Origin of the sequence: Kribbella flavida DSM 17836 (assembly GCF_000024345.1) — a bacterium.
Classification (GTDB): Bacteria; Actinomycetota; Actinomycetes; order Propionibacteriales; family Kribbellaceae; genus Kribbella; species Kribbella flavida.
Genome location: NC_013729.1, coordinates 3,995,883 through 4,021,267, shown reverse-complemented (window position 1 = coordinate 4,021,267; position 25,385 = coordinate 3,995,883). Strand labels below are relative to the sequence as shown.

At 71.3% G+C, this 25,385-nt stretch carries 24 protein-coding genes; 12 read left to right on the top strand and 12 right to left on the bottom strand.

The window, feature by feature from the left end:
- Positions 1-46: 46 nt before the first annotated feature.
- Positions 47-1,363, top strand: a complete 1,317-nt coding sequence (locus KFLA_RS18560; protein ID WP_012921348.1) for a hypothetical protein — start codon at positions 47-49, stop codon at positions 1,361-1,363.
- Between the two features lie 98 nt (positions 1,364-1,461).
- On the opposite strand, the gene KFLA_RS18555 is transcribed toward KFLA_RS18560, so the two are convergent.
- The gene (locus KFLA_RS18555; protein ID WP_012921347.1) at positions 1,462-3,600 is read right to left on the bottom strand and encodes a 3-hydroxyacyl-CoA dehydrogenase NAD-binding domain-containing protein; all 2,139 of its coding nucleotides are present in this window, start codon (positions 3,598-3,600) and stop codon (positions 1,462-1,464) included.
- A complete protein-coding gene (locus tag KFLA_RS18550) occupies positions 3,597-4,796 on the bottom strand; it encodes a thiolase family protein (RefSeq protein ID WP_012921346.1) in 1,200 nt (399 codons plus the stop codon). The genes KFLA_RS18555 and KFLA_RS18550 overlap by 4 nt, the downstream gene beginning before the upstream one ends.
- Positions 4,797-4,983: 187 nt before the next feature.
- On the opposite strand from KFLA_RS18550, the gene KFLA_RS18545 reads away from it, so the two are divergent.
- Genes KFLA_RS18545 through KFLA_RS18535 form a run of 3 tightly spaced genes read left to right on the top strand, consistent with a single transcriptional unit; the run spans position 4,984 to position 6,854 of the window.
- Positions 4,984-5,661 (top strand): hypothetical protein, encoded by a 678-nt coding sequence (locus tag KFLA_RS18545; protein WP_012921345.1) that lies wholly within the window; start codon positions 4,984-4,986, stop codon positions 5,659-5,661.
- A 21-nt stretch (positions 5,662-5,682) separates the two neighbouring features.
- Complete coding sequence (locus tag KFLA_RS18540; protein WP_012921344.1) at positions 5,683-6,369, top strand: dienelactone hydrolase family protein; 687 nt, start codon at positions 5,683-5,685, stop codon at positions 6,367-6,369.
- Positions 6,366-6,854, top strand: coding sequence for a glutathione peroxidase (locus KFLA_RS18535; RefSeq protein WP_012921343.1), 489 nt, complete (start codon positions 6,366-6,368; stop codon positions 6,852-6,854). Before KFLA_RS18540 ends, KFLA_RS18535 begins: the two co-directional genes overlap by 4 nt.
- Positions 6,855-7,164: 310 nt before the next feature.
- Here KFLA_RS18535 and KFLA_RS18530 read toward each other — a convergent pair whose 3' ends face one another.
- Positions 7,165-8,433, bottom strand: a complete 1,269-nt coding sequence (locus KFLA_RS18530) for an HRDC domain-containing protein (RefSeq protein ID WP_012921342.1) — start codon at positions 8,431-8,433, stop codon at positions 7,165-7,167.
- The gene (locus KFLA_RS18525; RefSeq protein WP_012921341.1) at positions 8,430-9,032 is read right to left on the bottom strand and encodes a DUF3000 domain-containing protein; all 603 of its coding nucleotides are present in this window, start codon (positions 9,030-9,032) and stop codon (positions 8,430-8,432) included. The genes KFLA_RS18530 and KFLA_RS18525 overlap by 4 nt, the downstream gene beginning before the upstream one ends.
- Positions 9,033-9,114: 82 nt before the next feature.
- Between KFLA_RS18525 and hemE the strand changes: the two genes are divergently transcribed.
- The 4 genes from hemE (at position 9,115) to KFLA_RS18505 (ending at position 12,947) form a co-directional block, all read left to right on the top strand.
- Positions 9,115-10,209: a uroporphyrinogen decarboxylase gene (gene hemE / locus KFLA_RS18520; RefSeq protein ID WP_012921340.1), complete on the top strand. Its 1,095-nt coding sequence runs from the start codon at positions 9,115-9,117 to the stop codon at positions 10,207-10,209.
- Positions 10,210-10,360: 151 nt separating this feature from the next.
- The gene (gene hemG, locus KFLA_RS18515) at positions 10,361-11,836 is read left to right on the top strand and encodes a protoporphyrinogen oxidase (protein WP_012921339.1); all 1,476 of its coding nucleotides are present in this window, start codon (positions 10,361-10,363) and stop codon (positions 11,834-11,836) included.
- A complete protein-coding gene (hemQ, locus tag KFLA_RS18510; protein WP_012921338.1) occupies positions 11,833-12,567 on the top strand; it encodes a hydrogen peroxide-dependent heme synthase in 735 nt (244 codons plus the stop codon). The genes hemG and hemQ overlap by 4 nt, the downstream gene beginning before the upstream one ends.
- Positions 12,567-12,947: a VOC family protein gene (locus tag KFLA_RS18505; RefSeq protein ID WP_012921337.1), complete on the top strand. Its 381-nt coding sequence runs from the start codon at positions 12,567-12,569 to the stop codon at positions 12,945-12,947. Before hemQ ends, KFLA_RS18505 begins: the two co-directional genes overlap by 1 nt.
- A 210-nt stretch (positions 12,948-13,157) precedes the next feature.
- Here KFLA_RS18505 and msrB read toward each other — a convergent pair whose 3' ends face one another.
- The 3 genes from msrB to KFLA_RS18490 form a co-directional block, all read right to left on the bottom strand.
- On the bottom strand, positions 13,158-13,574 hold the full coding sequence (msrB, locus tag KFLA_RS18500) for a peptide-methionine (R)-S-oxide reductase MsrB (protein WP_012921336.1): 417 nt from the start codon (positions 13,572-13,574) through the stop codon (positions 13,158-13,160).
- A gap of 134 nt (positions 13,575-13,708) precedes the next feature.
- Positions 13,709-16,120, bottom strand: coding sequence for a lamin tail domain-containing protein (locus tag KFLA_RS18495; protein ID WP_012921335.1), 2,412 nt, complete (start codon positions 16,118-16,120; stop codon positions 13,709-13,711).
- Positions 16,121-16,335: 215 nt separating this feature from the next.
- Positions 16,336-17,928, bottom strand: a complete 1,593-nt coding sequence (locus tag KFLA_RS18490) for a M4 family metallopeptidase (RefSeq protein WP_012921334.1) — start codon at positions 17,926-17,928, stop codon at positions 16,336-16,338.
- A gap of 162 nt (positions 17,929-18,090) precedes the next feature.
- Between KFLA_RS18490 and ligD the strand changes: the two genes are divergently transcribed.
- A complete protein-coding gene (gene ligD, locus KFLA_RS18485) occupies positions 18,091-19,149 on the top strand; it encodes a non-homologous end-joining DNA ligase (protein ID WP_012921333.1) in 1,059 nt (352 codons plus the stop codon).
- 11 nt (positions 19,150-19,160) lie between these two features.
- Here the strand turns inward: ligD and KFLA_RS18480 are convergent, their stop codons facing one another.
- The 3 genes from KFLA_RS18480 to KFLA_RS18470 form a co-directional block, all read right to left on the bottom strand.
- Complete coding sequence (locus KFLA_RS18480) at positions 19,161-20,519, bottom strand: neutral zinc metallopeptidase (RefSeq protein ID WP_012921332.1); 1,359 nt, start codon at positions 20,517-20,519, stop codon at positions 19,161-19,163.
- A 60-nt stretch (positions 20,520-20,579) separates the two neighbouring features.
- The gene (locus tag KFLA_RS18475; protein WP_012921331.1) at positions 20,580-21,344 is read right to left on the bottom strand and encodes an SDR family oxidoreductase; all 765 of its coding nucleotides are present in this window, start codon (positions 21,342-21,344) and stop codon (positions 20,580-20,582) included.
- A gap of 177 nt (positions 21,345-21,521) precedes the next feature.
- Positions 21,522-22,364 (bottom strand): SURF1 family cytochrome oxidase biogenesis protein, encoded by an 843-nt coding sequence (locus tag KFLA_RS18470; RefSeq protein WP_237706536.1) that lies wholly within the window; start codon positions 22,362-22,364, stop codon positions 21,522-21,524.
- Positions 22,365-22,431: 67 nt separating this feature from the next.
- Between KFLA_RS18470 and moaA the strand changes: the two genes are divergently transcribed.
- Positions 22,432-23,442 carry a GTP 3',8-cyclase MoaA gene (gene moaA / locus KFLA_RS18465; protein ID WP_012921329.1) on the top strand — a complete coding sequence of 337 codons (1,011 nt, stop codon included), beginning with the start codon at positions 22,432-22,434 and terminating at the stop codon, positions 23,440-23,442.
- Positions 23,443-23,493: 51 nt separating this feature from the next.
- On the opposite strand, the gene KFLA_RS18460 is transcribed toward moaA, so the two are convergent.
- Positions 23,494-23,784: a hypothetical protein gene (locus KFLA_RS18460; RefSeq protein ID WP_337466337.1), complete on the bottom strand. Its 291-nt coding sequence runs from the start codon at positions 23,782-23,784 to the stop codon at positions 23,494-23,496.
- 153 nt (positions 23,785-23,937) lie between these two features.
- Positions 23,938-24,297, bottom strand: coding sequence for a DUF3099 domain-containing protein (locus tag KFLA_RS18455; RefSeq protein WP_012921327.1), 360 nt, complete (start codon positions 24,295-24,297; stop codon positions 23,938-23,940).
- Between the two features lie 67 nt (positions 24,298-24,364).
- Here KFLA_RS18455 and KFLA_RS18450 point away from each other — a divergent pair, with 67 nt between their 5' ends.
- Both KFLA_RS18450 and fabG read left to right on the top strand, forming a co-directional pair.
- On the top strand, positions 24,365-24,577 hold the full coding sequence (locus KFLA_RS18450; RefSeq protein WP_012921326.1) for a dodecin: 213 nt from the start codon (positions 24,365-24,367) through the stop codon (positions 24,575-24,577).
- Positions 24,578-24,655: 78 nt separating this feature from the next.
- Positions 24,656-25,360: a 3-oxoacyl-[acyl-carrier-protein] reductase gene (gene fabG, locus KFLA_RS18445; protein ID WP_012921325.1), complete on the top strand. Its 705-nt coding sequence runs from the start codon at positions 24,656-24,658 to the stop codon at positions 25,358-25,360.
- The last annotated feature ends 25 nt before the right edge of the window (positions 25,361-25,385 follow it).

Here is a 25,385-nt window from a genome sequence, read left to right as displayed (position 1 = left end):
GACGGTAGGATCCCTCAGCCGACCGCCGCACAGAGCAGGATTTTCGATGAAGCACCCTGGACGTCTCCTGGCCGGCGTCGCCGCCCTCGCGCTCGCCGCCGCCGCGGGCGTGGTGGTCAGCAGGTCCGGCGACGGTGCCGGGCCGTCCGGCGGTACGGCGGCGGCGCTGCAGGCCTCGGGGAGTCCGACACCCGCAGCGCTGACCGACGCGCAGAAGACCGCCCGGGCCAGGGAGGTCGACGTGCTCCTGGCGCGGCGGGCCACGGCGGTGCTCAAGGGTGATCTGAAGGGCTTTCTGGCTTCGGTCGACGCCAAGCAGCCGCGGCTGGTCGCCCGGCAGCGGACCCTGTTCGGGAACCTGCGCAAGTTCGGCTTCAGCAGCCTGCAGTACTTCACTGCCGACAGCTGGGACGCGCCGCAGCTGGCGCAGAAGCACGGGCCGACGACGTACTCGACCCGGGTGATGATGCGGTACCGGATCGCCGGGCTGGACGCGAAGCCGGTGCAGACCGACCTCGGCTACACGTTCGTACGGCGCGGCGCGTTGTGGATCCTGGTCGAGGACGGCGGCATCGACGAGATCCTCACCCGCGACGGGCACCGCCAGCCGTGGGACTTCCAGGAGGTCGCCGTGGTCCGCCGCGGCAAGGTCGTCGTGGTGGTCGACCGGCGCGAGACCGGGCTCGGCCGCAAGGTCGCGAAGGTGTCCGAGGACGCCGCGAACGCGGTCCGCCGGCACTGGCCGCGCAGCTGGAACGGCTCGGTGATGGTGGTGGCGATGGCCGAGCCGCGGGTGATGGCGACGCTGTGGACCTCGGGCAACGGCCGCGGCTGGACCATCGCCGCGAAGGCGGTCACCTTGTACGAGGGGGAGCAGCTGGGCAAACGCTTCGGCCCGCCGGTCGGCAGCCGGATCGTGGTGAACCCGGCGATGCGCAAGGACCTCGAGCAGGACCTGCTGGTGCACGAGATGACGCACGTGGCGACGGTCCCGATCGGGCCGCGGGCGCCGCTGTGGCTGGTCGAGGGCCTGGCCGAGTACGTGCGCTGCCACGCGATCGAGGACGACCCGCAGTGGACGGTCGACCCGTACCGGCGCACGGTGAGGTCGAAGTACCTGCCCGGCATGACGTCGCTGCCGGACCGGGAGACGTTCGACCAGGACGGCGACAAGGCGTACGGCCAGAGCTGGTGGACCGTCGAGTACCTGGCGTCCCGGCTGGGCACGAAAAAGCTGGCCGCCCTGTACGCCGATCTGGCCGTGCACAGCACCAGCACCGCGGCGTACACGGCGATCCTGACGAAGCACACCGGCAAGACGCCGGCCGAGCTGACCGCGGCGGTCCGCAAGTACCGCGGCTGAGCCTCCACAGGCGCTGGGGGCCGGAGCGGGCTTCCGGGCTCCGCACCGACCCCCAGCGGTCGAAGGGCCGGCGGCACTCAGGCCGCCGGCGACAGGACTCAGGCCAGGCTCGCGACACCCTTCGCAACGCTGGCCAGTCCCGCGGGGAGGAAGGGCTTGCCGTTGACTTTCTCGGCGATGCCGGTGCGGTCCAGGTACGGCGTGATGCCGCCGAGGTGGAACGGCCAGCCGGCGCCCAGCAGCAGGCACAGGTCGATGTCCTGCGCCTCGGCGACGACCCCCTCGTCGAGCATGATCCGGATCTCCTCGGCCAGCGCGGTCAGCACCCGGGTCCGCAGCTCCTCGGCCGTCGAGGGCCGGTCGCCGACGGTCACCAGCGCCTCGACGTCCGGGTCGACCGACGGCTTGCCGTCGGCGCTCCAGACGTAGAACGAGCTCTTGCCCGCGGCAACCACCTTGGCGAGGTTCTCCGACACCGCGAACCGGTCCGGGTAGGCCCGGTTCATCGTCTCGGCGACGTGCAGCGCGACCGGCAGGCCGACCAGCTGCAGCAGCACGAACGGCGGCATCGGCAGGCCGAGCGCCGACAGCGCCTTGTCGGCCTCGGGAATCGGCGTGCCCTCGTCGACCGCCGCGCTGACCTCGCCCAGGAAGCGGGTGAGCAACCGGTTCACCACGAAGGCCGGCGCGTCCTTGACCAGCACGCAGGACTTCTTCAGCGACTTGCCGACCGCGAACGCCGTGGCCAGCGTGGCGTCGTCGGTCTGGCCGGCCCGGATGATCTCCAGCAGTGGCAGCACCGCCACCGGGTTGAAGAAGTGGAAGCCGACCACGCGCTCGGGGTGCTGCAGGTCGGCGGCCATCTCGGTGATCGGCAGCGACGAGGTGTTGGTGGCCAGGATCGCGTCCGGCGCGACGATCTTCTCCAGGTCGGCGAAGATCGTCTTCTTCAGCTGCAGCTCCTCGAAGACCGCCTCGATCACGAAGTCGGCGTCGGCGAAGACCTGGCGGTCCACCGAACCGGTGACCAGGGCCTTGAGCTGGTTCGCCTTGTCGGGGCGGATCCGGCCCTTGCCGAGCAGCTTGTCGATCTCGCCGTGCACGTGACCGACGCCCCGGTCGACCCGCTCCTGGTCGAGGTCGGTGAGCACCACCGGGACCTCGAGCCGGCGTGCGAACAGCAGCGCGAGCTGACCGGCCATCAGACCGGCGCCGACAACACCCACCTTGGTCACCGGGCGGGCGAGCGACTTGTCCGGTGCGCCCGCCGGCCGCTTCGCCCGCTTGTTCACCAGGTCGAAGGCGTAGAGGCCGCTGCGCAGTTCCTCGCTCATGATCAGGTCCGCGAGCGCCTCGTCCTCGGCGGCGAACCCGCGATCGCGGTCGTTGTCCTTGGCGGCCGCGATCAGCTCCAGCGCCCGGTACGGCGCGGGCGCCGCGCCGCTGACCTTGAGATCCGCGAACGCCTTGCCGCGGGCCACGGCCGCGTCCCACGCCTCGCCCCGGTCGATCTCCGGGCGCTCGACGGTGATCTCGCCGGTCAGCACCTTGCTCGCCCACAGCAGCGACTGCTCCAGGAAGTCGGCCGAGTCCAGCAGCACGTCGCCGATCCCGAGCTTCACCGCTTCCGGGCCGCTGAGCATCTTGTTCTGGTTCAGCGCGTTCTCGACCACGACCTTGACGGCCTTGTCGGCGCCGATCAGGTTCGGCAGCAGGAAGTTACCGCCCCAGCCGGGCAGCAGGCCCAGGAAGACCTCGGGGGTGGACAGCATGCCGGCCGCGACCGAGACGGTCCGGTACTGCGCGTGCAGCGCGACCTCCAGTCCACCGCCGAGCGCCACACCGTTGACGAAGGCGAAGCTGGGCTTGCCACCGTCGGCCAGCTTGCGCATCACGCCGTGGCCGATTCGGCCGAGGTCGAGCGCCTGCTCCCGGTCGACCAGCTTCGGTACGCCGGTCAGGTCGGCCCCGGCGGCCAGGATGAACGGCTTGCCGGTGACGGCGATCGCGGCCACGTCGTCGCGGGCCAGGGCCGCGTCGATCGCGGTGTTCAGCGCGGCCAGACCCTTCGGGCCGAAGGTGTTCGGCTTGGTGTGGTCGTGGCCGTTGTCCAGCGTGATCAGGGCCAGCGTGCCGGCCTTGTTCGGCAGGACCACGTCCCGGCTGTGCGCGTGGGTGACGACCTCGTCGGTCTCGATCGCGACCGCCTCGTCGATCAGCTGCTGCAGGTCCGTCACTTGGCGTTTCCTTCCCAGTTCGGGTTCTCCCAGATGACCGTGCCGCCCATGCCGAGGCCGACGCACATCGTGGTCAGGCCGTAGCGGACCTCGGGGCGCTGCTCGAACTGCGTGGCCAGCTGGTTCATCAGCCGGACGCCGGACGAGGCGAGCGGGTGGCCGTAGGCGATGGCGCCGCCGTACGGGTTGACCCGCGGGTCGTCGTCGGCGATGCCGTAGTGCTCGAGGAAGGCCAGCACCTGGACGGCGAACGCCTCGTTCACCTCGAAGGCCTGGATGTCGTCGATGGTCAGCCCGGCCAGCTTCAGCGCCTTCTCGGTCGCCGGCACCGGGCCGATGCCCATCACCTCGGGCTCGACCCCGGCGAAGCCGTAGGAGACCAGCTTCATCTTCGGCGTCAGGCCGAGCGCCTCGGCCGTCTCCGCGGAGGCCAGCAGGCAGGCGGTGGCGCCGTCGTTGAGGCCGGCCGCGTTGCCCGCCGTGACCCGGCCGTGCGGGCGGAACGGCGTCTTGAGCTTGGCCAGGTCCTCCAGCGTGGTGCCCGGGCGCATCGGCTCGTCGGTGGTCGCGTAGCCCCAGCCGAGCTCGGCCGAGCGGGTCGCGACCGGTACCAGGTCCGGCTGGATCAGGTCGTTGGCGTAGGCCTTGGCGGCGCGCTCCTGCGACGCCACGGCGAACGCGTCGGCGCGGTCCTTGGTGATCGACGGGAACCGGTCGTGCAGGTTCTCCGCGGTCGAGCCCATCACCAGCGCCGAGGTGTCGACCAGCTTCTCGGAGATGATCCGCGGGTTCGGGTCGACGCCCTCGCCCATCGGGTGCCGGCCCATGTGCTCGACGCCGCCGGCCACCACCACGTCGTACGCGCCGAACGCGATGCCGGCGGCGGTGCTGGTGACGGCCGTCATCGCGCCGGCGCACATCCGGTCGATGGCGTAGCCCGGCGTGCTGTGCGGGAGCCCGGCCAGCAGTGCCGCGGTCCGGCCGATGGTCAGGCCCTGGTCACCGATCTGGGTGGTGGCCGCGATCGCGACCTCGTCCACCTTCTCCGGCGGCAGCGACGGGTTGCGCCGCAGCAGCTCGCGGATGCACTTGATCACCAGGTCGTCGGCGCGGGTCTCGGCGTACTGGCCCTTGGCCTTGCCGAACGGGGTGCGAACGCCGTCGACGAACACGACATCGCGGATCTCACGGGGCACGAGGGCCCTCCTCTGTTGGGTCGAGGTGGGGGAGCACCGCCGATGCTACCGGTCGGTAACGAAACCCCCCAAGCAGGCGCGCCTGTGCCGCTGCTCACAGACCGCCGAACCGCGCACAAGTTACCCGTGGCGCGTGGCGCCGATCGGGCGCATGCTGGAAACCAGGCACGCTTCAGGAGTCGCTCTGATGACCAATTTCGATCTGGCCGTCCCGGTCCTGAGCCGGGGCAAGCACCGCAATCCACGCAAGGGCGCCTGCTTCATGGAGTTCGCGTCCTACCTCGCCGGCGAGCCGTGGTCGGACCACCCCGCCTGCACGCACCCGTTGCTCGCCGGCGTCGCGCGAGACGTCAACGACTGCACGACCGACGCCGGCCGGTCCCGGCTCGCCCCGCTGATCCCGTCGGTGATCGGGCTGACCCCGGACGACCCGCACGTCGTACCGCGGGTGACGGTCCGTTGCATCCAGCACGCACTGCCGGTGGTGTCGCAGGAGCGGCAGTACATCCTCGCGGTCGCGCTGATCGTGGCGGAGCGGCAGTTGGCCCTGCTGGACGGGCGGCCCGAGGACAGCATCGAGCCGCAGTCGCAGGAGGCGCTCGACGCGGTTCCGGCGGCGACCAAGTGGGCTCGCGCGTTCACCGCCAAACCGCACCGCGGTACGCCGGACTTCGCCCGCCGGACGGCGCCGCGCGCGGTGTCCTGCGCGGTCGAGGGCATCTCGCAGGCCTGCGTCCCGGATCCCGACGAGCGGCTGTACCACCTGCTGCACGACGCGATCGAGGAGTGCAGGCGCTGGGTGCCGGCCAAGCCCGCCCCGAGCCGGCGGCAGCGGCCGGCCGGCGAGTCCGTGGAAGTGGGCTGACCGCTGGGTAGTCTCCACAGTGTGACTCTGGAAATCGACACCGGCACTGGGTTGATGCCCGTCCACGTGTGGGAACCACCGAGCGGCAACGGTCCCGGCCTGCTGCTCCTGCAGGAGATCTTCGGGGTCTCCGACTACATCAAGGAGCGCGGCGCGCAACTGGCCGGCCTGGGGTACTTCGTGGCGGCACCGGAGATCTTCTGGCGCCTCGACGACGTCGACCTGGACCCGGACGCGCCTGACCTGCTGGACCGCGCCATCGCGGTCCTCGGCCGGCTCGACTGGGACCTGGCAGTGTCCGACTCGGTGGCCGCGCTGGAGTACCTGCGCGGCCGAGACACCGGTGTCGGCGTGATCGGGTTCTGCTTCGGTGGTGGACTGGGCTTCAACGTCGCCGCCGCCTCGACGCCGGACGTCCTGGTGAGCTACTACGGCTCGGCCCTGCCCGACCTGCTGGAGCTCGCGCCGAAGGTCGACGCGGTCAGCCTGCACCACTTCGGCGACGCCGACGAGTACCTGCCGCCGGAGACCGTCGACCGGATCGTCGCCTCGCTCGGCGACGCGGAGGTGCATCGCTACCCGGGCGCCGGGCACGCGTTCGACAACCCGATGCCCGCCTTCCACCACCAGGAGGCGTCCGCCTTGGCGTGGCAGCGCACGGTGGAGTTCCTGTCCCGCACTCTCCCCATCGAGCAAGGAACCTCATGAGCCTGTACGACATCCCGCTGCGCACCCTGTCCGGCGGGGAGACCTCCCTGGCCGACTACCGGGGCAAGGCCGTCCTGGTGGTCAACGTCGCCTCGAAGTGCGGCCAGACCCCGCAGTACGCCGGGCTGGAGGAGCTGCAGCAGAAGTACGCGCGCCGCGGCTTCACCGTGCTCGGGGCCCCGTGCAACCAGTTCGGCGGCCAGGAGCCCGGGACGGCCGAGGAGATCGAGGCGTTCTGCGCGACGACGTACGGCGTGACGTTCCCGATGCTGGACAAGCTCGAGGTCAACGGCGACAGCCGGCACCCGCTCTACCAGGAGCTGACGCAGACCCCGGACGCCGAGGGCCGGGCCGGGGACGTGCAGTGGAACTTCGAGAAGTTCCTGGTCGCGCCCGACGGCACCGTCGCCGCCCGCTTCCGCACCAGCACCACCCCCGACTCCCCAGACCTCGTCACCACCCTCGAGCAGCACCTCCCGACCTGACCCGTCCTCCAACCACCTCTCAACCACCATCGCCTCGCCTCTGCCCCGGCCCCCGTCCCTCGCCGCAAGCCTGCCGCGTCTGGCGGGTTGACCCACCAGATGCAGGGTTGGCCCTTCGGAATCTGGCGGGCCAACCGTGCGTCCGGTGGGTTAACCCAGGAGAGTCGGGGCGGGGACGCCGGGTTTCGACCGCCGGTTCCGGCTCATTCCGCTTGAACGCGGTCGGCGGCAACCCGATGGTTGGCCGGGTGGGGCGGTCGGCGGGGCGGCGCGGGCGTTGGAGCCAGTGGAGGGGCGTGGGCGGCGGGGGTCAGTCGAGGGGTTTGGCGGGGGCGGTGACGGTGAGGGCGTCGGTGAGGACCTGGGCGGTCAGGCCGATCTGCCACTCGCGGGCACCGTGCTCGCGCAGGAACGCGCTGACGACCTCGACGGTCGACTCGGCCGGCGGCGTCCAGGCCAACCGGCGGATGGTGTCGGGGGAGAGCAGGTTCTCGGTCGGCAGCCGGTGCGCCTCGGCGATCTCGCCGACCGCGGCGCGCGCGGCCGACAGCCGAGCCGCGGCATCCGGGTCCCGCTCGGCCCAGGCCCGGGCCGGCGGCGGACCGTCGTACCGGGGGCCTTGCTTGGGCAGCTCGGAGTCGGGCAGCCGGCGAGCGTGGTCGATCGCCTCCCACCAGGTACGCATGTGCCGGTGCGCGCCACGGCCCTTGAACGCCGTGAGCCGCTGCAGGGTCTCCCGGTCGGCGGGCATCGCGGCCGCGGCCTCGACGATCGCGGCGTCCGGCAGGATCCGGCCCGGCGAGATGTCGGCGGCCGCGGCGATCTGGTCGCGGGCCTCCCACAGCGCCCGGACGACGGCCAGGCTGCGGCGGTTGCGGACCCGGTGCATGCCGGAGGTCCGGCGCCACGGGTCGGGTTTCGGCTCGCGCGGCGGCGCGGACAGGATCGCGGCGAACTCCTGCTGGGCCCACTCCCACTTGCCCTCGCGGCGCAGCTCCTGCTCGATCGCGTCGCGCAGCTCGATCAGCATCTCGACGTCGAGCGCGGCGTACACCAGCCAGGGCCCGGGCAGCGGACGGGTCGACCAGTCGGCGGCCGAGTGCTCCTTGCGCATCCGGTAGCCGAGCACCTCGCTGACCAGTGACGCCAGGCCGACCTTGGGGTAGCCGAGCAGGCGGCCGGCCAGCTCGGTGTCGAACACCTGGCGCGGCACCATGCCGACCTCGGCCAGGCAGGCCAGGTCCTGGTTCGCGGCGTGAATGATCCACTCGGCGTCGATGATCGCGTCACCGAGCACGGACAGGTCGCCGAACGGGATCGGGTCGACCAGCGCGGACCCGGCACCCTCGCGGCGCAGCTGGACCAGGTAGGCGCGGTGCGAGTAGCGGTACCCCGAGGCGCGCTCGGCGTCGACGGCGACCGGCCCGGTGCCGTGACCGAACGCCTCGACGACGTCACGCAGCGCGGCGTCGGTGTCGACGACGTCGGAGAGCCCGTCGCGGAGCTCGAGCAGTGGCAGGTTCTCGGTCGGGTCGTCCGGGACGGGCGGCTGCGGCTGCTGGGTCTCGGCCGGGCTCATCGGCCCCGCTGACCACGGCGGGTGGGCATCGCGACCACGCCCGGCGGCACCGGCGGCAGCCCGGCCGCGGTGCACAGCACCTCGCCCCACGCCTCGGCGTGCCGCGTCACGTCGATCCCGCCGTCCGGGCCCGGGACCGGGCTCCAGGAGGCGCGGATCTCGATCTCCGCGGTCGCCTCGTCGTCGGCCATTCCGCCGAAACTTTCCGACACCACCCTGGTCACGGTACCGCTCGGGGCCAGGAAATCGGCACCCCGGTCGGCCAGCGCCTCCATCAGCCAGGTCCAGCCCACGCCACCGAGCAGCGCGTCCGTCACCATCTCCGGCTCGACGGCGGCGCGCACGTACGCGACACAGCGGAAGGTCGACTGCCAGGCGTCGTTCCCGTCCGGGTCGTAGAGGACGACCAGACGGCCGGTGGCGACATCGTCACCGTCGACCGTCACGTCGGCGCTGACCGCGGCCGCGTGCGGAGCGATCCGCTGCGGCGCGGGCATCTCCTCGACGAAGACCTCGGGCCGGAACCGGGCCTCACGCAGTTGCGTCAGGGCCTCGGCGAACTCCGCGGGTGGCGCGTCGACCTGCTTGCGGGCACCCATGCATCGCAGCCTACGACTGATCTGTCACCGGTGCCGGTGACGACGCGCCGATGAGCGGTGCGGGCATGGGATCATCGATGACGTGCCTGTGACCCCTTCAGTCCCCTCACCGACCGTTGCCGACCGCCCCGAGAACCCGCTGAGCCGCTCCGCCTTTCTGCTCGCCGCCCGGGGCGAACCCGGGCCGCACACTCCGGTGTGGTTCATGCGCCAGGCGGGCCGGTCGTTGCCGGAGTACCGGGCGCTGCGGGAGGGCACCACGATGCTCGAGTCGTGCATGCGTCCCGACCTCGTCGTGGAGATCACCCTGCAGCCGGTACGCCGGTACGGCGTCGACGCGGCGATCTTCTTCTCCGACATCGTGCTGCCGTTGAAGGCGGTCGGCGTCGACCTGGAGATCCAGCCCGGCGTCGGCCCGGTGGTCGCGGCGCCGGTGCGCACGGCCGCGGACCTGGCCGCGGTGCGACCGGTGACGCCGGCGGACGTGGCGTACGTGACCGACTCGGTACGGCAGCTGGTCGGTGAGCTGGGAGGCACGCCGCTGATCGGGTTCGCGGGCGCGCCGTTCACGGTCGCGTCGTACCTGGTCGAGGGCGGGCCGAGCAAGGACCACGCGAAGACGAAGTCGCTGATGCACGCCGACCCGAAGCTGTGGCACGCGCTGGCCGACCGGCTGGCCGACGTGGCGATCGCCTACCTGTCGGTGCAGATCGAGGCGGGCGCGTCGGCGATCCAGCTGTTCGACTCGTGGGCGGGCGCGTTGTCGCCGCGGGACTACGCGGAGTTCGTGCAGCCGCACTCGGCGAAGGTCTTCGGGGCGCTGGAGCAGTACGGCGTACCGCGGCTGCACTTCGGGGTGAACACCGGCGAGCTGCTCGGCCTGATGAGCGAGGCCGGCGCGGACGTGGTCGGGGTCGACTGGCGTGTCCCGCTCGACGAGGCCGTGCGCCGCATCACCGCCGCCGGCGGCAGCCCGAAGCCGGTCCAGGGCAACCTCGACCCGGCGCTGCTCTTCGCCGGCTGGGAGGCGATCGAGCCCCAGCTCGACCGCATTCTCACCGAGGGGCGGTCCGCTCCCGGCCACATCTTCAACCTCGGCCACGGCGTCCCCCCGAACGCCGACCCGGAGGTCTTGCACAAGATCGTCCAGGCCGTGCACGCCAAGTCCACGCGGTAGCTGATCCTTAAGCGCAGCAGCTCCGGGAGCGAACCCGCAGCACTCACCAAGCTCCGCTTCGCCGGCGACGGCACGCTCAGCGAAAGTGTGACTGGCGACCGAACGGGTGGTTGGTGAGTGGTGGGCGTCCAAGCTGGGTGAAGATGGAGCGGTGAACGCACGGACGGTGGTTGTTGTCGGTGGAGGGATCAGCGGGCTGGCGGCGGCGCACGCGCTGGTCGCGGGAGACGCGCCGGGGGCGGACTCGTCCTCTCCGCGGCGTACGCCGCGGGTGATCGTGCTGGAAGGAGCGACTCGGCTGGGCGGGAAGCTGGCCGGGGACGTGCTCGAAGGCGTGCCGGTCGACCTGGGCGCCGAGTCCGTGCTGGCCCGCAGGCCGGAGGCGGTGGACCTGATCCGGGCCGTCGGCCTGGGGAACGACGTGGTGCACCCGGCGACGACCTCCGCTGGGTTGTGGATCGGCAACCGGATCCTGCCGATTCCGCCGACGGTGATGGGCGTGCCGGTCGACCCGGCGGCGACGGTCGACGTGCTGGGGGAGCAGGCCGCCGCGCGCGTCGCCCGGGAGGCCGAGTTGCCCGAGCCCGCGCTCACCGAGGACGTGGCGATCGGGCGGTTCGTTGCCGACCGCATGGGACCGGCCGTGACCGACAAGCTGATCGACCCGTTGCTCGGCGGCGTCTACGCGGGCCGGGCCGACGAGATCTCGCTTGCGGCCGCCGTGCCCGAGCTCTACGCCAAACTGCGGACCGCCCCCAGCGTGCTCGCCGCGACCGCCGAGCTGCGGGCGACCAGCCGGCGCCGGGCAGCGGACGGTTCTCCGGTGTTCGCCGGGATCCGCGGCGGCATCAACCGTCTCGTCCAGGCGCTGGAGGCCGACCTGACCGCTCGTGGCGTCGAGATCCGCCGGTCGACGACCGTACGCCGGATCAGCCGCGGCACCGACGACGCGTCCGGTACGTCGGCCGGGCGCTACGTCCTGGAGACCGGTCCGGTCCCGGCGCCACAACTTGTCCACGCCGACGCGGTGATCGTCGCGACGCCGGCCTCGCCCGCGGCGCGGATGCTGGCGCAGCTGGTCCCGGCGGCGTCCGCCGAGCTGGCGACGATCGACTACGCAAGCATGGCGATCGTCACGCTCGCGGTCCGCAAGAGCGACTGGCCGGCCGGCACGACGGGCTCCGGCTTCCTCGTGCCGTCGGTCGAAGGCCGCACGATCAAGGCGTCGACGTACTCGCACGCGAAGTGGCAGTGGTCCGCGGAAGCCGGGGGAGACCTTGCCGTGCTGCGCTGCTCGGTCGGGCGGCTCGGCGAGGAGTACGTGCTGCAGCGCTCCGACGAGGAACTGGTTGCTCTGGCGGCCGCCGACCTGAAGACCGCGATCGGCCTGGATGCACCGGTCGTCGGCGCGTTGGTGTCCCGGTGGGGTGGCGGGCTTCCGCAGTACGCCGTCGGGCACCTGGACCGGATCGACCGGGTGGAGGCCGCGGTCGCCGAGCAGCCCGGACTGGCGGTCTGCGGCGCGGCGTACCGGGGGGTCGGGATCGCGGCGTGCGTGGCCTCGGCCGGCCGGGCGGTCACCCGGGTGCGGAGCCACCTGGACGCATTGGCGACAATGGGATCGTGACCGAGACGCCAGCAGCCGATCAGGCCGAGACCACGCAGCCCGCCAAGCCCAAGGCCCGCGAGCTGAACACCGTGATCCGGTACACCATGTGGTCCGTTTTCAAGGTCGAGTCGCCGCTCGGGGACGCCGACCGCGAGGAACTGACCGCCGAGCTGACCGACCTGGTCGGCAAGCTCGCCGCCGACGACGTGGTGATCCGCGGCTGGTACGACGTGGAGGGCTTCCGCGCCGACGCCGACTTCCTGGTCTGGTGGCACGCGCCGACCTCGGACGCGCTGCAGACGGCGTACCACGCGCTGCGCCGGTCGAGGCTCGGTCGGCACCTGGCGCCGGTCTGGTCCCAGCTCGCGCTGCACCGGCCGGCCGAGTTCAACAAGAGCCACATCCCGGCGTTCCTGGCCGACGAGGAGGCCCGCGGCTACGTCTGCGTGTACCCGTTCGTGCGGTCCTACGAGTGGTACCTGCTGCCGGACGAGCAGCGCCGGTTCATGCTGGCCGAGCACGGCAAGATGGCCCGCGGCTACCCCGACGTCCGGGCCAACACGGTCGCGTCGTTCGCGCTCGGCGACTACGAGTGGATGCTGGCCTTCGAGGCCGACGAGCTGCACCGGATCGTCGACCTGATGCGCGACCTGCGCGCCTCGACCGCGCGACGGCACGTGCGCGAGGAGGTCCCGTTCTACACCGGCAAGCGGACCGAGCTCGGCGAGCTGGTCGGCAACCTGTCCTGATGGTGCAGCGCAAGGCGTTCCCGGTCCTGTACGTCGGCAACGTGCGCCGGTCGATCGCCTTCTACGGCCTGCTCGGCTACGAGGTGGTCTACCAGTTCCCGCTCGAGGGTGAGCCGCACTACGTCGGCCTGGAGCGCGGCGAATCGTCGCTCGGTCTGGCCGACACCAGCTGGCCCGAGGCACAGCTCGGCATCACCGTCGGCACCGCGCCGCGGTTCGAGCTGTTCGTGTACGTCGACGACGTGGAGGCGCAGGTGGAGCTCCTGCGCGAGGCCGGCTACCAGATCGTCCAGGAGCCGGCGAACATGCCGTGGGGCGAACGCCAGGCCTACGCCTTCGACCCCGACCACAACCCGGTCGCCCTCGCCACCCCGATCTGAGCCGCGCCCCGCACAACCTCCCGCAGCAGCCGCAGTACCGGGCCCCGCACAACCTCCCGCAGCGCGCCGCAGTACCGGCCCCGCCCCTTTCAGGGGTTAACCCGCCAGCTGCAGGGTTGGCCCGCCGAAATCCGAGGGGCCAACCCTGCACTTGGTGGGTCAACCCCTCAGATGGGGGAGCGCGGCGTGCGGCGGCGAGCCGGGGTGGGATCAGGCCGGGTCGAGCGTGAGGCTGACGGAGTTGATGCAGTAGCGCAGGTCGGTCGGGGTGCCGTAGCCCTCGCCCTCGAAGACGTGGCCGAGGTGGGAGCCGCAGTTGGCGCAGCGGACCTCGACGCGCTTCATGCCGAGCGCGGTGTCCTCGATGTACTCGACCCGGTCCTCGGCCAGCGGGGCGAAGAACGACGGCCAGCCGCAGTGCGAGTCGAACTTGGTCTCGCTGCGGAACAGCTCCGCCTCGCAGGCCCGGCAGCGGTACACGCCGACCGTCTTGGTGTCGGTGTACTCACCGGTGAACGGCCGCTCGGTGCCCGCCTTGCGCAGGACCTGGTACTCCGCCGGGGACAACTGCGCCCGCCACTGCTCGTCGGTCTTCTCGATCGCGTACTGCTTGGTGCCGTCGGTCACGTGCCTGTACCTCCTCAGGGAAAGGAGCCGGATCCGCAGGGGAACCGGCTCCTTCCCATTATCGGCGGCCGGGCAAGCGAAACCCCGCCCGGCCGCCGGACGTCACCGGCCCGTAACCGTCGCCGTGAGCGTGCTCACCGGTACCACGACGGCAGCGGCACCACCCGGACCACCTGCGGGTCGTGGTCGCTGATCTGGTCGGGGAACTCCGCGTTCATGTGCACGATGTCGTACGACGACGCCAGCCGCAGGTTCTGCGAGATCAGGATCTGGTCGAGGATCTGGCTGTTGCCCTCGAACACGTAGCTGTACCGCTCCTTGGCCGGCAGCGTGCGCGGCAGGCTGGTCAGCGTGGTCCGGCCCGAGCCGACCAGGATGTCGGTGGTCGTGCTGAACTCGAAGTCGTTGATGTCGCCGAGCACGATCACGTTGGCGCCGCGGTCCTTGGCCAGGATCTGGTCGACGAACCCGCGCACGGACCGCGCCTGCTCGTGCCGCTTCGCCGCCGAGGACTGGACCGGCGGCTGGGTGCGGCCCCAGAGCGGGTCGTCGCCGCCCTTGGAGCTGAAGTGGTTGACCACCACGAACAGGCTCTGGCCGTGCCAGCTGAACTCGCCGGCCAACGGCACCCGGGCGGACGCCCAGGCCGGGTTGGCCGGGTCGACGCGGCCGGGGGAGGCGCTCAGGTGCGGCCGGCCGAACTTGTCGGCGGTGACCGCGGTCGCGGTGGTCGAGCCGCCGCCGGGCCGGTCGACGAACTTCACCGGCCGGTCGGTGCGGTACATGAACGCGACCCGGATGTTGCCACCCGGCTCACCGCCCTCCTCGCCGTCGACCGGATCGATCTGCCGCCAGGCGTACTTCGGGCCGCCGGCCGCGCGGATCGCCGCCGCCAGGGTGTTCAGGGTGAGGTCCGCGCCGGTGCTGCCCGAGTTCGTCGCGCCGTCGTTGTCCTGCACTTCCTCGAGGGCGAGGATGTCGGGTGAGGCGAGGTTCTTCACCACCGCCTGGGCCAGCCCGTCGAACTTGGCGGGACCGTCGGACGGGTCCAGGTTCTCCACGTTGAACGTCGCCACCGAGACCTGCAACGCCGAGGAGGGAGCCGTCCTCTCGCGCGTGATGCCACCGTCGATCACGGTCGGGGTCCGCGTGACGAGGAACTTGAAGTTGCCGAAACCGTAGTCCAGAACGCCGGTCACCGTGCTGCTGTCGGGGCCGACGAGGGTGTCCCCGGTCTTCGCGTCGGGGACGGGAGCCAGCAGGTCGTCCAGCAGAACCCGCTCCGGGTTGCTGTCGGTCTTCTGCAGCACGATGCCGCCGCGGATCGTCCGGACGCCGGAACCGGCCGGCACGACCGACAGTTCACGGAACGAGCTGATCGGGCCGGTGACCTCGGGCCGGTCGATGCCGAGCCACATGCCCTCCAGCGACTCCCAGAAGTCGATGCCGTCGGTGGCGGGCTGGAAGGTGCCGGTCGTCTCCACGTCACCGGTGGAGTCGTCGTCGATCACGGTCGACGGAGGTACCCGGCCGCCCGGGCCGACGATGGTCGGAGCGGGGACGGCGCCGGCGCCCCCACCGGGCGTGGTGACGGTGACCTTCGGGTTCGTCAGCTCGGTCGTGGTCAGGTTGTCGGTGCCGCCCGAGCCGCCGGGACGGAACTCGGTGACCGTGCCCTGCACGCTCACGGCGTCACCGACCGCGACCGCCGGGGCCGAGCTGGTGAACACGAACAGGCCCTCGCTGGTCGCCGGGTCGGCGTCCGGCTGGGTGTCCTGGAACCAGAATCCGTTGCCGCTCTTCGCGGTGACCACGCCGGTGACGTCGCCGACCAGCTTGCCGTTCAGCGGGGACCGGTGCGCGGCGCCCTGGATGTCGTGGATCTTCGCCGGCACCGGGTCCGGGTCGGGCGGCGTGCTGGTGAGGGTCTTCGGCGACGGGTTGACCGCGGCGAAGTCGCTCGCGTTGTTGTCGCTGTCGGTGGTCGGCACCTTGCGGGTCACCGAGGTGGTGTTCGAGGGGCCCGGCGCGGGGGAGCCCTCGGCGTCGTTGGCGCCGCCGTAACCGACGAAGTCGACCACGCCGTTCGCGGTCGCGCAGCCCGTCGTACAGGTCAGGCTGGTGGTCGAGGTGACCAGGGCGACCTTGCCGGAGCTGGCGGACATGTTCACGCCGCCGACGACGTCGGCCTCCGGCAGCGGCTGGCCGGTGGTGCCGCCGGCCAGCCTGGCGAGGTAGACCCCGCCGGGCGCGATGGACCCGGTCAGGGCGACCTTGTTCGACCAGGAGACACCCGCGGACGACGCGTACTGGATCGACCAGCCGGTCAGGTCGACCGGGGAGGTGCTGTTGTTGGTCAGCTCGACGAAGTCGTTCTGGTACGGCGCGCCGGTGTTCCCGCCACCGCCGTACACCTCGGTGATGACCACGGTGGACGAGGCGGCCTGTGCCGAGGACGCCGCGATGGCGACCGCGCCCGGCAGGACGAGAGCGGAGGTGACCACGAGGGCGCCCAGGCGGCGCCGTGATCGGATCTGGGCAGACATGAGCCGGATTCTCACACCCGGACCGGACCGCGCCAAGGTCCAGCACATGAACACCTGGTACGCCGCCCGAACGCGAGGGTGATCCTGCGCGGCCATCCACGCCGCGCCGGTGGGGTGCTCGTTCGCCGGTCCTGTCCGCCCCAGTGGGACAGGACCGGCGAACGTCCAACGATCAGCTGATCAAGACCGTGTTGCGGATCAGTTGTCGCCGGCGATCAGTTGACGCTCACTGCCGACCAGGCGGCGGCCACCGCGGCCCGCTCGGTACTGGTCGCGCCGTACAGGTCGGTGGCCGCGTTCAGGGTCGCGGTCCGGGCCTGGGCGTAGTTGGTGCTGGTGGTCATGTAGGCGGTCAGCGCGCGATACCAGATCTTGCCGAGCTTGGCTTGGCCGATGCCGGTCAGCGTGCTGCCGTTGCAGGTGGTCGAGTCGTGCGGCAGGCCGCCGAAGTCACGAGGACCACTGCCCTCGGCCAGCAGGTACGCGAAGTGGTTCGCGACCCCGGACGAGTAGTGCACGTCGAGGTTGCCGATGCCGGCGTACCAGCAGTCCTTGGACTGGCCGTCCCGGCTCGGCTTGTCCATGTACCGCAGGGCGGGGCGGTCCTTCATGATCTCCTCGCCGATGTAGTAGTCGCCCGGGTCCTGGGCGTTGTTCGCGGCGAACTCCACCAGCGTGCCGAAGATGTCGCTGGTCGCCTCGTTCAGGCCGCCGGACTCCCCGGAGTACGTGAGGTTCGCGGTCGCCGTGGTGACGCCGTGCGACATCTCGTGGCCGGCCACGTCGATCGACACCAGCGGCCCGGCCGTCACGCCGTCGCCGTCGCCGTAGGTCATCTGCTTGCCGTCCCAGAACGCGTTCACGTAGTTGGTGCCGTAGTGCACCCGGCTCGGTACGCCCCGGCCGTCGTTGAAGATGCCGTTGCGGCCGTGGTTGAGCTTGAAGTAGTCGAACGTCTGGGCCGCGCCGTAGTGCGCGTCGACGGCGGCCGTGGCGCGATCGGCCATCGTCCCGCTGCCCCAGTGGTTGTCCGCGTCGGTGAACCGGCTGGGCGTCGGGCAACCGAAGCCGAACACCTGGCACAGGATCGAGTCCGTCTTGTTGTTCGCGTCGGCGGTGAAGCCGTTGCCACGGGCCGGGTCGGTCAGCGTGAAGCCGCCGGTCGCGGGGGTGGAGTCGATCGGCACCGTGCCGCTGTAAAGGCTCTGCCCGTCGCCGGTGGCGGTGTGGATGTGCTGCTCGGTGACGAGCTTGGCGCCGGTCAGTGCGTCCACGGTGGTGGTGAGGTGGCTCGGGGTCCCGTCGGCCTGCGTACCGCCGGAGGTGACCAGGTAGGCGAGCCGGGGTGCGCCCTTGCGGGCCTCGATCACCAGGGACGGCCTGGCCTCGGCCCGGTGGCCACGGGCCAGCGCCTTGGCGGTGGCGGTGGCCACCGAGATCTTCGGGGTGCGACCGACGGTCGCGGTGCGGTCCAGGGTCAGGCTGACGTCCTTCCAGGCGCCGTCCTTGGCCTGGTGCACGACGACGTCGCCGCCGAGCACCTTCAGGCCGCCGATGCTGCGGTCCATCCGGACGTGGCTGGTGCCGTCGGGGTCCACGATCACGTCCCGGACGGCGAAGGTGTCGGCCGTGGTGGCGCGCAGCGGGCCGAGGTGCTGGCCGATCGCGGCCTTGGCCCGGGCGACCGCGGTGGCGGGGGTCGGGGCGGGATCGGCCTGCGGGGCGCCGGTGGCGGTACCGGTTCCGAGTCCGAGAGCGGTGGCGGTCGCCAGTGCGGTGGCAGCGGCGAACAGGGCGGATCTGTTCATCCTCGCGCTCCTTCAAGAGTGTTCCCGGGGGCCTCACGCCCCAGGAACGAGGTGCAGGCACGTTACCGCTCGGTCACCGAGGGTGGCCAGAGCTCACGAAAACTTCGCCTTTCCGCGCGCTGACCACGGTTTTGGTCCGTGCCGGGCGGTAGCGTCCACGACATGGCGGCGACCAAGGCAATCGAGCTGGAGATCGCGGGACGCACGGTCCGGGTGAGCAACCCGGACAAGCCGTACTTCGCGGACCGCGGGCTGACCAAGCTGGACATCGTGAACTACTTCGTCGCGGTCGGCGACGGCATTCTCGGCGCGCTCCGGGACCGGCCGACCACGCTGGAGCGCTGGCCCGGCGGCTGGTTCGAAGGTGCGAAGTTGTCCACCCGGATGGACAACAAGGGCGACGCGTTCTACCAGAAGCGGGTCGCCAAGGGCGCGCCCGACTGGGTGGAGACCGCGACCATCACCTTCCCCAGCGGCCGGCCCGCCGACGAGGTCTGCCCGACCGAGCTGGCGGTGGTCGCCTGGGCCGTCAACCTCGGCACGCTGACGTTCCACCCGTGGCCGGTCCGGCGGCCGGAGCTGGACCACCCCGACCAGTTGCGCATCGACCTCGACCCGCAGCCGGGCACGGACTTCAAGAGCGCGGTTGCCGTCGCGCCCGCGCTGCGCGAGCTGCTCGCCGAGCACGGCCTGGAGGGTTATCCGAAGACGTCCGGCGGCCGCGGCCTGCACGTGTACGTGCCGATCGAGCCGCGCTGGACCTTCGTCGAGGCCCGGCGGGCGGTGATCGCGGTCGGCCGCGAGCTGTCCCGCCGGCTGCCCGAGCAGGTCACGGTGAACTGGTGGAAGGAAGAACGCGGCGAACGCGTCTTCATCGACTTCAACCAGATGGCGCGGGACCGGACCATCGCCTCGGCGTACTCGGTCCGGCCGAACGCGCGCGCCCGGGTGTCGGCGCCGCTGCGCTGGGAGGAGCTCGACGACGTCGTACCGGACGACTTCGACGTGCTGACCATGCCGGCCCGCTTCGCCGAGGTCGGCGACCTGCACGCCGCGGTCGGGACGCAGGCGTTCTCGCTGGAGTCCCTGCTGGAGCTGTCGGCCAAGCACGAGCGCGACCACGGCGAGGGCGACCTGCCGTACCCGCCGGAGTACCCGAAGATGCCGGGGGAGCCCAAGCGGGTGCAGCCGTCCAAGGACCGCGACCGGCCGAAGGACTGATCCCACCCGCGCTAGACGCAGCCGGAGAGGTTCTCGAACAGGCCGGTGCGCAGGGACCTGGTCCGGGCGAAGGCGCCGCCGCGGTCCATCGAGCGGGCGTCGTCGGTGAAGCTGGCCGCGACGATCGCGGTCAGCGCTTCGTCCAGATCGCCCGGCGACAGCGGCGAGCGAGCCAGGTTCTCGCCCGCGAGGGAGGCGATCCAGGCGCCGGTGAAGCAGTCGCGCTGCAGACCTGCGCGCTGCCCGGCGGTTTCCAGGCCGGCCTGGTTCTGAGCGGCTTCCGCCCAGGCGTCACCGAGAGCGGCGCCCGTGCCGAGGTCGCCGATCTGCTCGTGCACGGACAGCAGCCGCGGCACGCTCCAGTCGATCGTCGTACTGGCCGGGCAGTAGTCGGCGGCGAGTCCGGTGGGGTCTTGCCCGCTGGGGCACTCGGGTACGTCGGTGCTGTCGGCCGGCCTGACCGTCGGCGGCTGGAAGGTCCCGCCGTCGGCGAGCCGTGGCAGCACCGCCGTCCAGTACGAGTCCAGGCTGTCGGTCAGCACCTGGACCGCCTGCTCGAACGGCAGGTCGCCGCCGGTCTCCGCCTCCGCCTGCGTACGGAACGGCAGTTCGGTGGTGACCACGCCCTCGGTCGGCAGCTTGGCGCAGCGACCGGCGCCCTGCTCGTAGCCGGTCTGGAAGGCGTTGACCCGGTCGAAGCCCAGACCGTGAGCCTGCGGAGCGGTGGCCGCACGGCCAGGCTGGTCTCGCAGCGTCAGCACGGTCGCGACCGCGCTGTCCAAGGCGCCGTCGCTCAGCGAGACCGGGTCCTCGGTCGACGTCTCGGCGAAGCGCGTCCAGGAACCGGCGAAGCAGTCGGCCTGCAGTTCCTGCACCACCGACGGCGCGTCGATGCCGGCGCGGGCCTGGACGGCGTGGCCGACCTCGTGGGCGAGCACGATCGCGGGGGCGATGCCGCCGTACCGCTCGGACAGCTGGGGAAACAGGGTGGCGGCGTCCCAGGCGATGTAGTCGTCGGAGCCACCGCAGTAGAAGGCGTTGCCGCGCAGATCCTCGTACGTCTGGGTCTGACCGCCACAGCTGAACGCCGGGCTGTCGGGTGTTTTCGGCTGGAACCCACCGGCCAGCGCCTCGAAGTCCTGCTGGTAGACGGCCGGCAGCTCCCGGGCCCAGTAGCTGAGCAGGGACTGCCGAGCAGCGTCCGCGACGTCATTCGTCCGCGGTGTCGCTCGACCCAGTTGGACTTGATCGAGGGCTTCGTCATCAGGCTGGCCGATGTTGACCACCGCGACCACAGCCGCCAAGGCCAGTACGACAGCCATCAGCAAGAAAGTGCCGGCAGCACCTCGCTCGTTCCGTCCAGCGCCCACTGTCGCTCCCTCCGCCCGCCCCGACCACGGAGGTACCCGCGAAAGCCCCGCGCAACCAGCTCAGATTGTGCGCAGCGCCCCGCCGTCGACCGGAATCATCACACCGGTCAGGTACGACGCGGCCGGCGACAGCACGAACGCCGCCACCCGGCCGAACTCCTCGGGATTGCCGTAGCGGCGCAGCGGGATCGTCTTCTCCGCCGACCGGCGGGCGACCTCCGGGTCGCCCCCCTTGGAGTCCAGCTCGCGGACCCGGTCGGTGGCGATCTTGCCCGGCAGCAGGCCGTTGACGCGCACGCCGTTCGGGCCGAGCTCGTCGGCGAGGGTCTTGGCGACCATCGCCAGGCCGGGCCGCAGGCCGTTGGAGATCGCCAGCCCGGGAATCGGCGAGCGCACCGACGAGGACAGCACGAACGCGATCGAGGTGCCGTCGGCGCCGGCCCGGGCGACCGAGCGGGCGATCCGCAGACCGCCGAGAAAGACGCTGTCGAACGCGGCCCGCCAGTCGTCCTCTTCGGTGTCCAGCGCGGTGCCCGCCGGCGGTCCGCCGACGCTGATCAGCGCGCCGTGCAGCACGCCCCACTTGGCGATGGCCGTGGCGGCCAGCCGCTCGGCGCTCTCCGGGTCGGCGTTGTCGACCGGGATGCCGACGACCTGGTCGCCCAGTTCGTCGGCGGCCCGCGTGATCGCCTGCTCGTTGCGGCTGGAGATCACCAGCCGGGCGCCTTCGGCGGCGAGAACCCGCGCGGTGGCCAGTCCGAGCCCACCGCTGGCGCCGGTGACGATGTAGGTGCGATCGCGAAGTCCGAGGTCCACGGCGTCCATCCTGCCGTACTCCGCCCGGTCCTGCTGGCGGCCACCTGGCCGCAGGTGCCCCGTGTCTCAGCTCGTGGACCACCGTCTCGCCCGGTTACGGGGGTTTCGAGACCGATCAGTCCGTCCGGGGCGCCGCAGCGCCCGACACGCCGACGACCCGTTGACACTCGGTTGCGATCGGCAACCTCAGGGCGCAGGCGGTACGCCGTTGTCCTGCTCGCGATCGGCCGTGGTCCCGGCCGGCACCGGTTCGGAGTCCGGCGTACGGTCCGGCGAGCCATTCGGTGTGGCGTCGGCCGGGGCGTCGTCGCGCTGGACGTCCTGGCGCGAGAAGTAGACCAGGCCGCCGATCGCGAGCAGGGCGAAGAAGAACCACTGCAGCCCGTAGAAGAAGTGCGGCCCGTCGTCGACCTCCGGGCCGGGCAACGTGGCGAAGGCAGGATCCGCGGCCGGCTGCTGCTGCTCGACTGCGAGGTAGCCGTCGTAGAGCTTCAGGCCGAGTGCGGCGGCGTACCCGGGCCCGCTGATGAGGCGTGCGGTGCCGTCGACCGGAGTCCCGCCGCTGGTGCTTCCGCCCTGCTCGCTGCGCCGCAGCCGGCCGGTGACGGTGACCTCCCCGGCCGGCACCGGCGGGATGGTGGCCGGCGCGAGCTCGGAACCCTGGCGGGCCAGGAAGCCGCGGTTGACCAGGAGGGCGGTCCCGTCGGGCAGCACCAGCGGCGTCACGATCTCGAAACCGGGCCGGTCCCTGACGTTGCGGTACCGGACGACGACCTGCTTGGCGGCGTCGTAGCGTCCGGACACGACCGCCGTCCGCCAGTCGTGCTGCCGGCCGACCACGTGATCGGGCCCGACGATCTCGGTCAGCGGCGCCGGGGCGGCGGCCAGGTTCGTCCGGGTGACGTCGTTGCGGTCCTTGCGCTCGTCGAGGCGGTGGAACTGCCAGCGGCCGAGCTGAACGCAGGCGCCGGAGAGAACCAGGATCACCAGCGCGGTGCCGATCCAGCGGGGATTCATCAAACGACGCACCCCTCGAACTTAGGCCATGACCTGGAACACACCAGCGCCGCCACCCGCCGCACCGTACGCTGGAGGCGTGACGACAACCCCGCAGTCAGGTCTGGCCGACAACTACGGCCGGGTCGCGACGGACCTCAGGGTCTCCCTGACGGACCGCTGCAACCTGCGCTGCACCTACTGCATGCCCGAGGAGGGCCTCGACTGGCTCGCCAAACCCGAGCTGCTGACCGACGACGAAATCGTCCGGCTGGTCTCGGTGGCGGTCACCCGGCTCGGCGTCGACGAGATCCGCTTCACCGGCGGTGAGCCACTGCTGCGGCGCGGTCTGGTTGGCATCGTCGAGCGGACCACCAGCCTCCAGCCGCGGCCTCAGGTGTCTCTGACCACCAACGGCATCGGTCTGGCCCGGCAGGCCGAGGCGCTGCGCGCGGCCGGCCTGGACCGGGTCAACGTCAGTCTCGACACCATCCGGCAGGACACGTTCCAGCAGCTGACCCGCCGGGACCGGCTGAACGACGTACTGGCCGGGCTGGCGGCGGCGCACGCGGCCGGCATGGCGCCGGTGAAGGTCAACGCGGTGCTGATGCGGGGGGTGAACGACGAGCACGCCCCCGAGCTGCTGCAGTACTGCCTGGACCACGACTACGAGCTGCGGTTCATCGAGCAGATGCCACTGGACGCCCAGCACGGCTGGGACCGGTCGACGATGATCACCGCCGACGAGATCCTCGCCCGGCTGAGCGAGCAGTTCACGCTGACGCCGACCGACGCGGCGACCCGGGGCAGCGCGCCGGCCGAGTCGTTCACGGTCAACGGCGGACCGGCGACCGTGGGCATCATCGCCAGCGTCACCCGCCCGTTCTGCGGCGACTGCGACCGGGTCCGGCTGACCGCCGACGGGCAGGTCCGCGACTGCTTGTTCGCCCGCAAGGAGTCGGACCTGCGGACCGCGTTGCGGGCCGGCGCCGACGACGACGAACTGGCCGCGGCGTGGCGAACGGCAATGCGCGGCAAACTGCCCGGTCACGGGATCGCGGATCCGTCGTTCCTGCAGCCGGTCCGGCCGATGTCCGCGATCGGCGGCTAGGGCGCGGCTGCCAATCCGGGTCGGCGAAATCTGAACCGGAAATTTACTTTTTCACCCGTGATGTTCGTCGCTGTTGTTCTCACCGGTGAAAGGCTCGACCTCTCGCAGGAATGACCGGGCCCCGAGGAAGTCGCTCAACGACTGCTTGTGCTGATCGCACGCCAGCCATGTCTTGCGCCGGTCGGGGGTGTGGATCTTGGGGTTGTTCCACAGCAGGGCCCAGCGGGCCGAAGCGCCGCATCCCTTGGCAGAGCAGACGGACGCCAGTACTTGTTCGCTCATCGCCGAGATCTCCTGGAACCGGTCGTGGTGGTCACCCGGCAATTGTTCCTGACCACTCAATAATCAAAAGCGTGGGCAAAATGAAGCGACGTCGGACAGCCACGGGGGGAGCCGTCCGACGCCGCATCAAGTCCCTGAATTCCAACAGTGAACTTCAGAGCACGCGGGAGATTCTGACACGAATCACTCGTGAGAATCCAGTCCCGACGCGGATCACTTTTCGGTGTCGCCGCGTTGTCCCTGACCGGGCTGGTAATCACCCGATACGACGATGCCCGGCCGGGGGTCCAGCTCGGGCCGCGGCGGCGGCTCGTAGGCCTCGGCGCCGGCCAGTTTGCGGCCCTGGTGCGCGTTGGCCAGCACCACCGCCACCGACGGCAGGAAGACCGCGCCGACGAGGAACATCCACCGCCACGGCGACGGCGTCAGCACCGCCAGCACGAAGCAGACGATGCGCAGCGACATCATCCAGGCATAGCGGGCGATCCGGCTCTCCAGGTCCACCGAGCGGCCGGGTTGGGCACTCGTCACCGAGATCACCGTCGCGTCGGCCGGTTCACGTCGTCGGGGCATCTATTCTCCTCACCACAGACCACGGTACGCCGCAGTTCCAACGCGGCCGGCAGCGAGGGAGAACGCGATGACAGATCGGACCTACCGGGTGACCGAGATCGTCGGCACGTCCAAGGACGGCGTCGACCAGGCGATCCAGAACGCGATCGGCCGGGCCGGGGAGACGCTGCGCCACCTCGACTGGTTCGAGGTGACCCAGATCCGCGGCCACATCGTCGACAACCGCATCGACCACTACCAGGTCGGCCTCAAGGTCGGTTTCCGGCTCGAGGACTCCTGACCCGTACGCCGCCGGTCCCGGACCGGGCGATAGCGTTCGTGCCGCAGCGTGCGGTTCACCTAGTGAGGAGATGTGTTCGTGGCTAGATCGGTACTCGTCACCGGCGGCAACCGAGGGATCGGCTACTCGATCGCGAGCGCCTTCAAGGCGGCCGGCGACCAGGTCGCCGTCACCTACCGCAGCGGGGAGCCGCCGGAGGGCTTCCTGGGCGTGAAGTGCGACGTCACCGACGCCGAGCAGGTGGAGGCCGCGTTCGAGACGATCCAGGCCGAGCACGGCCCGGTCGAGGTGCTGGTCGCCAACGCCGGCATCACCCGCGACACGCTGCTGCTGCGGATGTCCGACGAGGACTGGGACGCGGTCATCGACACCAACCTGACCGGCTCCTTCCGGGTCGCCAAGCGGGCCGCCAAGGGCATGCTGCGGCTGCGCAAGGGCCGGATCGTGTTCATCTCCTCGGTGGTCGGCCTGCTCGGCTCGCCCGGCCAGGTGAACTACGCGGCCAGCAAGTCCGGCCTGATCGGCATGGCCCGGTCGATGGCGCGCGAGCTGGGCAGCCGCGGCATCACCGCGAACGTCGTCGCGCCGGGCTTCGTCGAGACCGACATGACCGCGGTGCTGCCGGAGGAGACCCAGAAGCAGTACCTGGGCCAGATCCCGCTCGGCCGGTTCGGCTCGACCGACGAGATCGCCCACGCGGTGCGCTGGATCGCCTCCGAGGAGGCCGGCTACATCACCGGTGCGGTGATCCCGGTCGACGGCGGCATCGGCATGGGCCACTGACCACTTCTCACCCCCGACCAGTCAT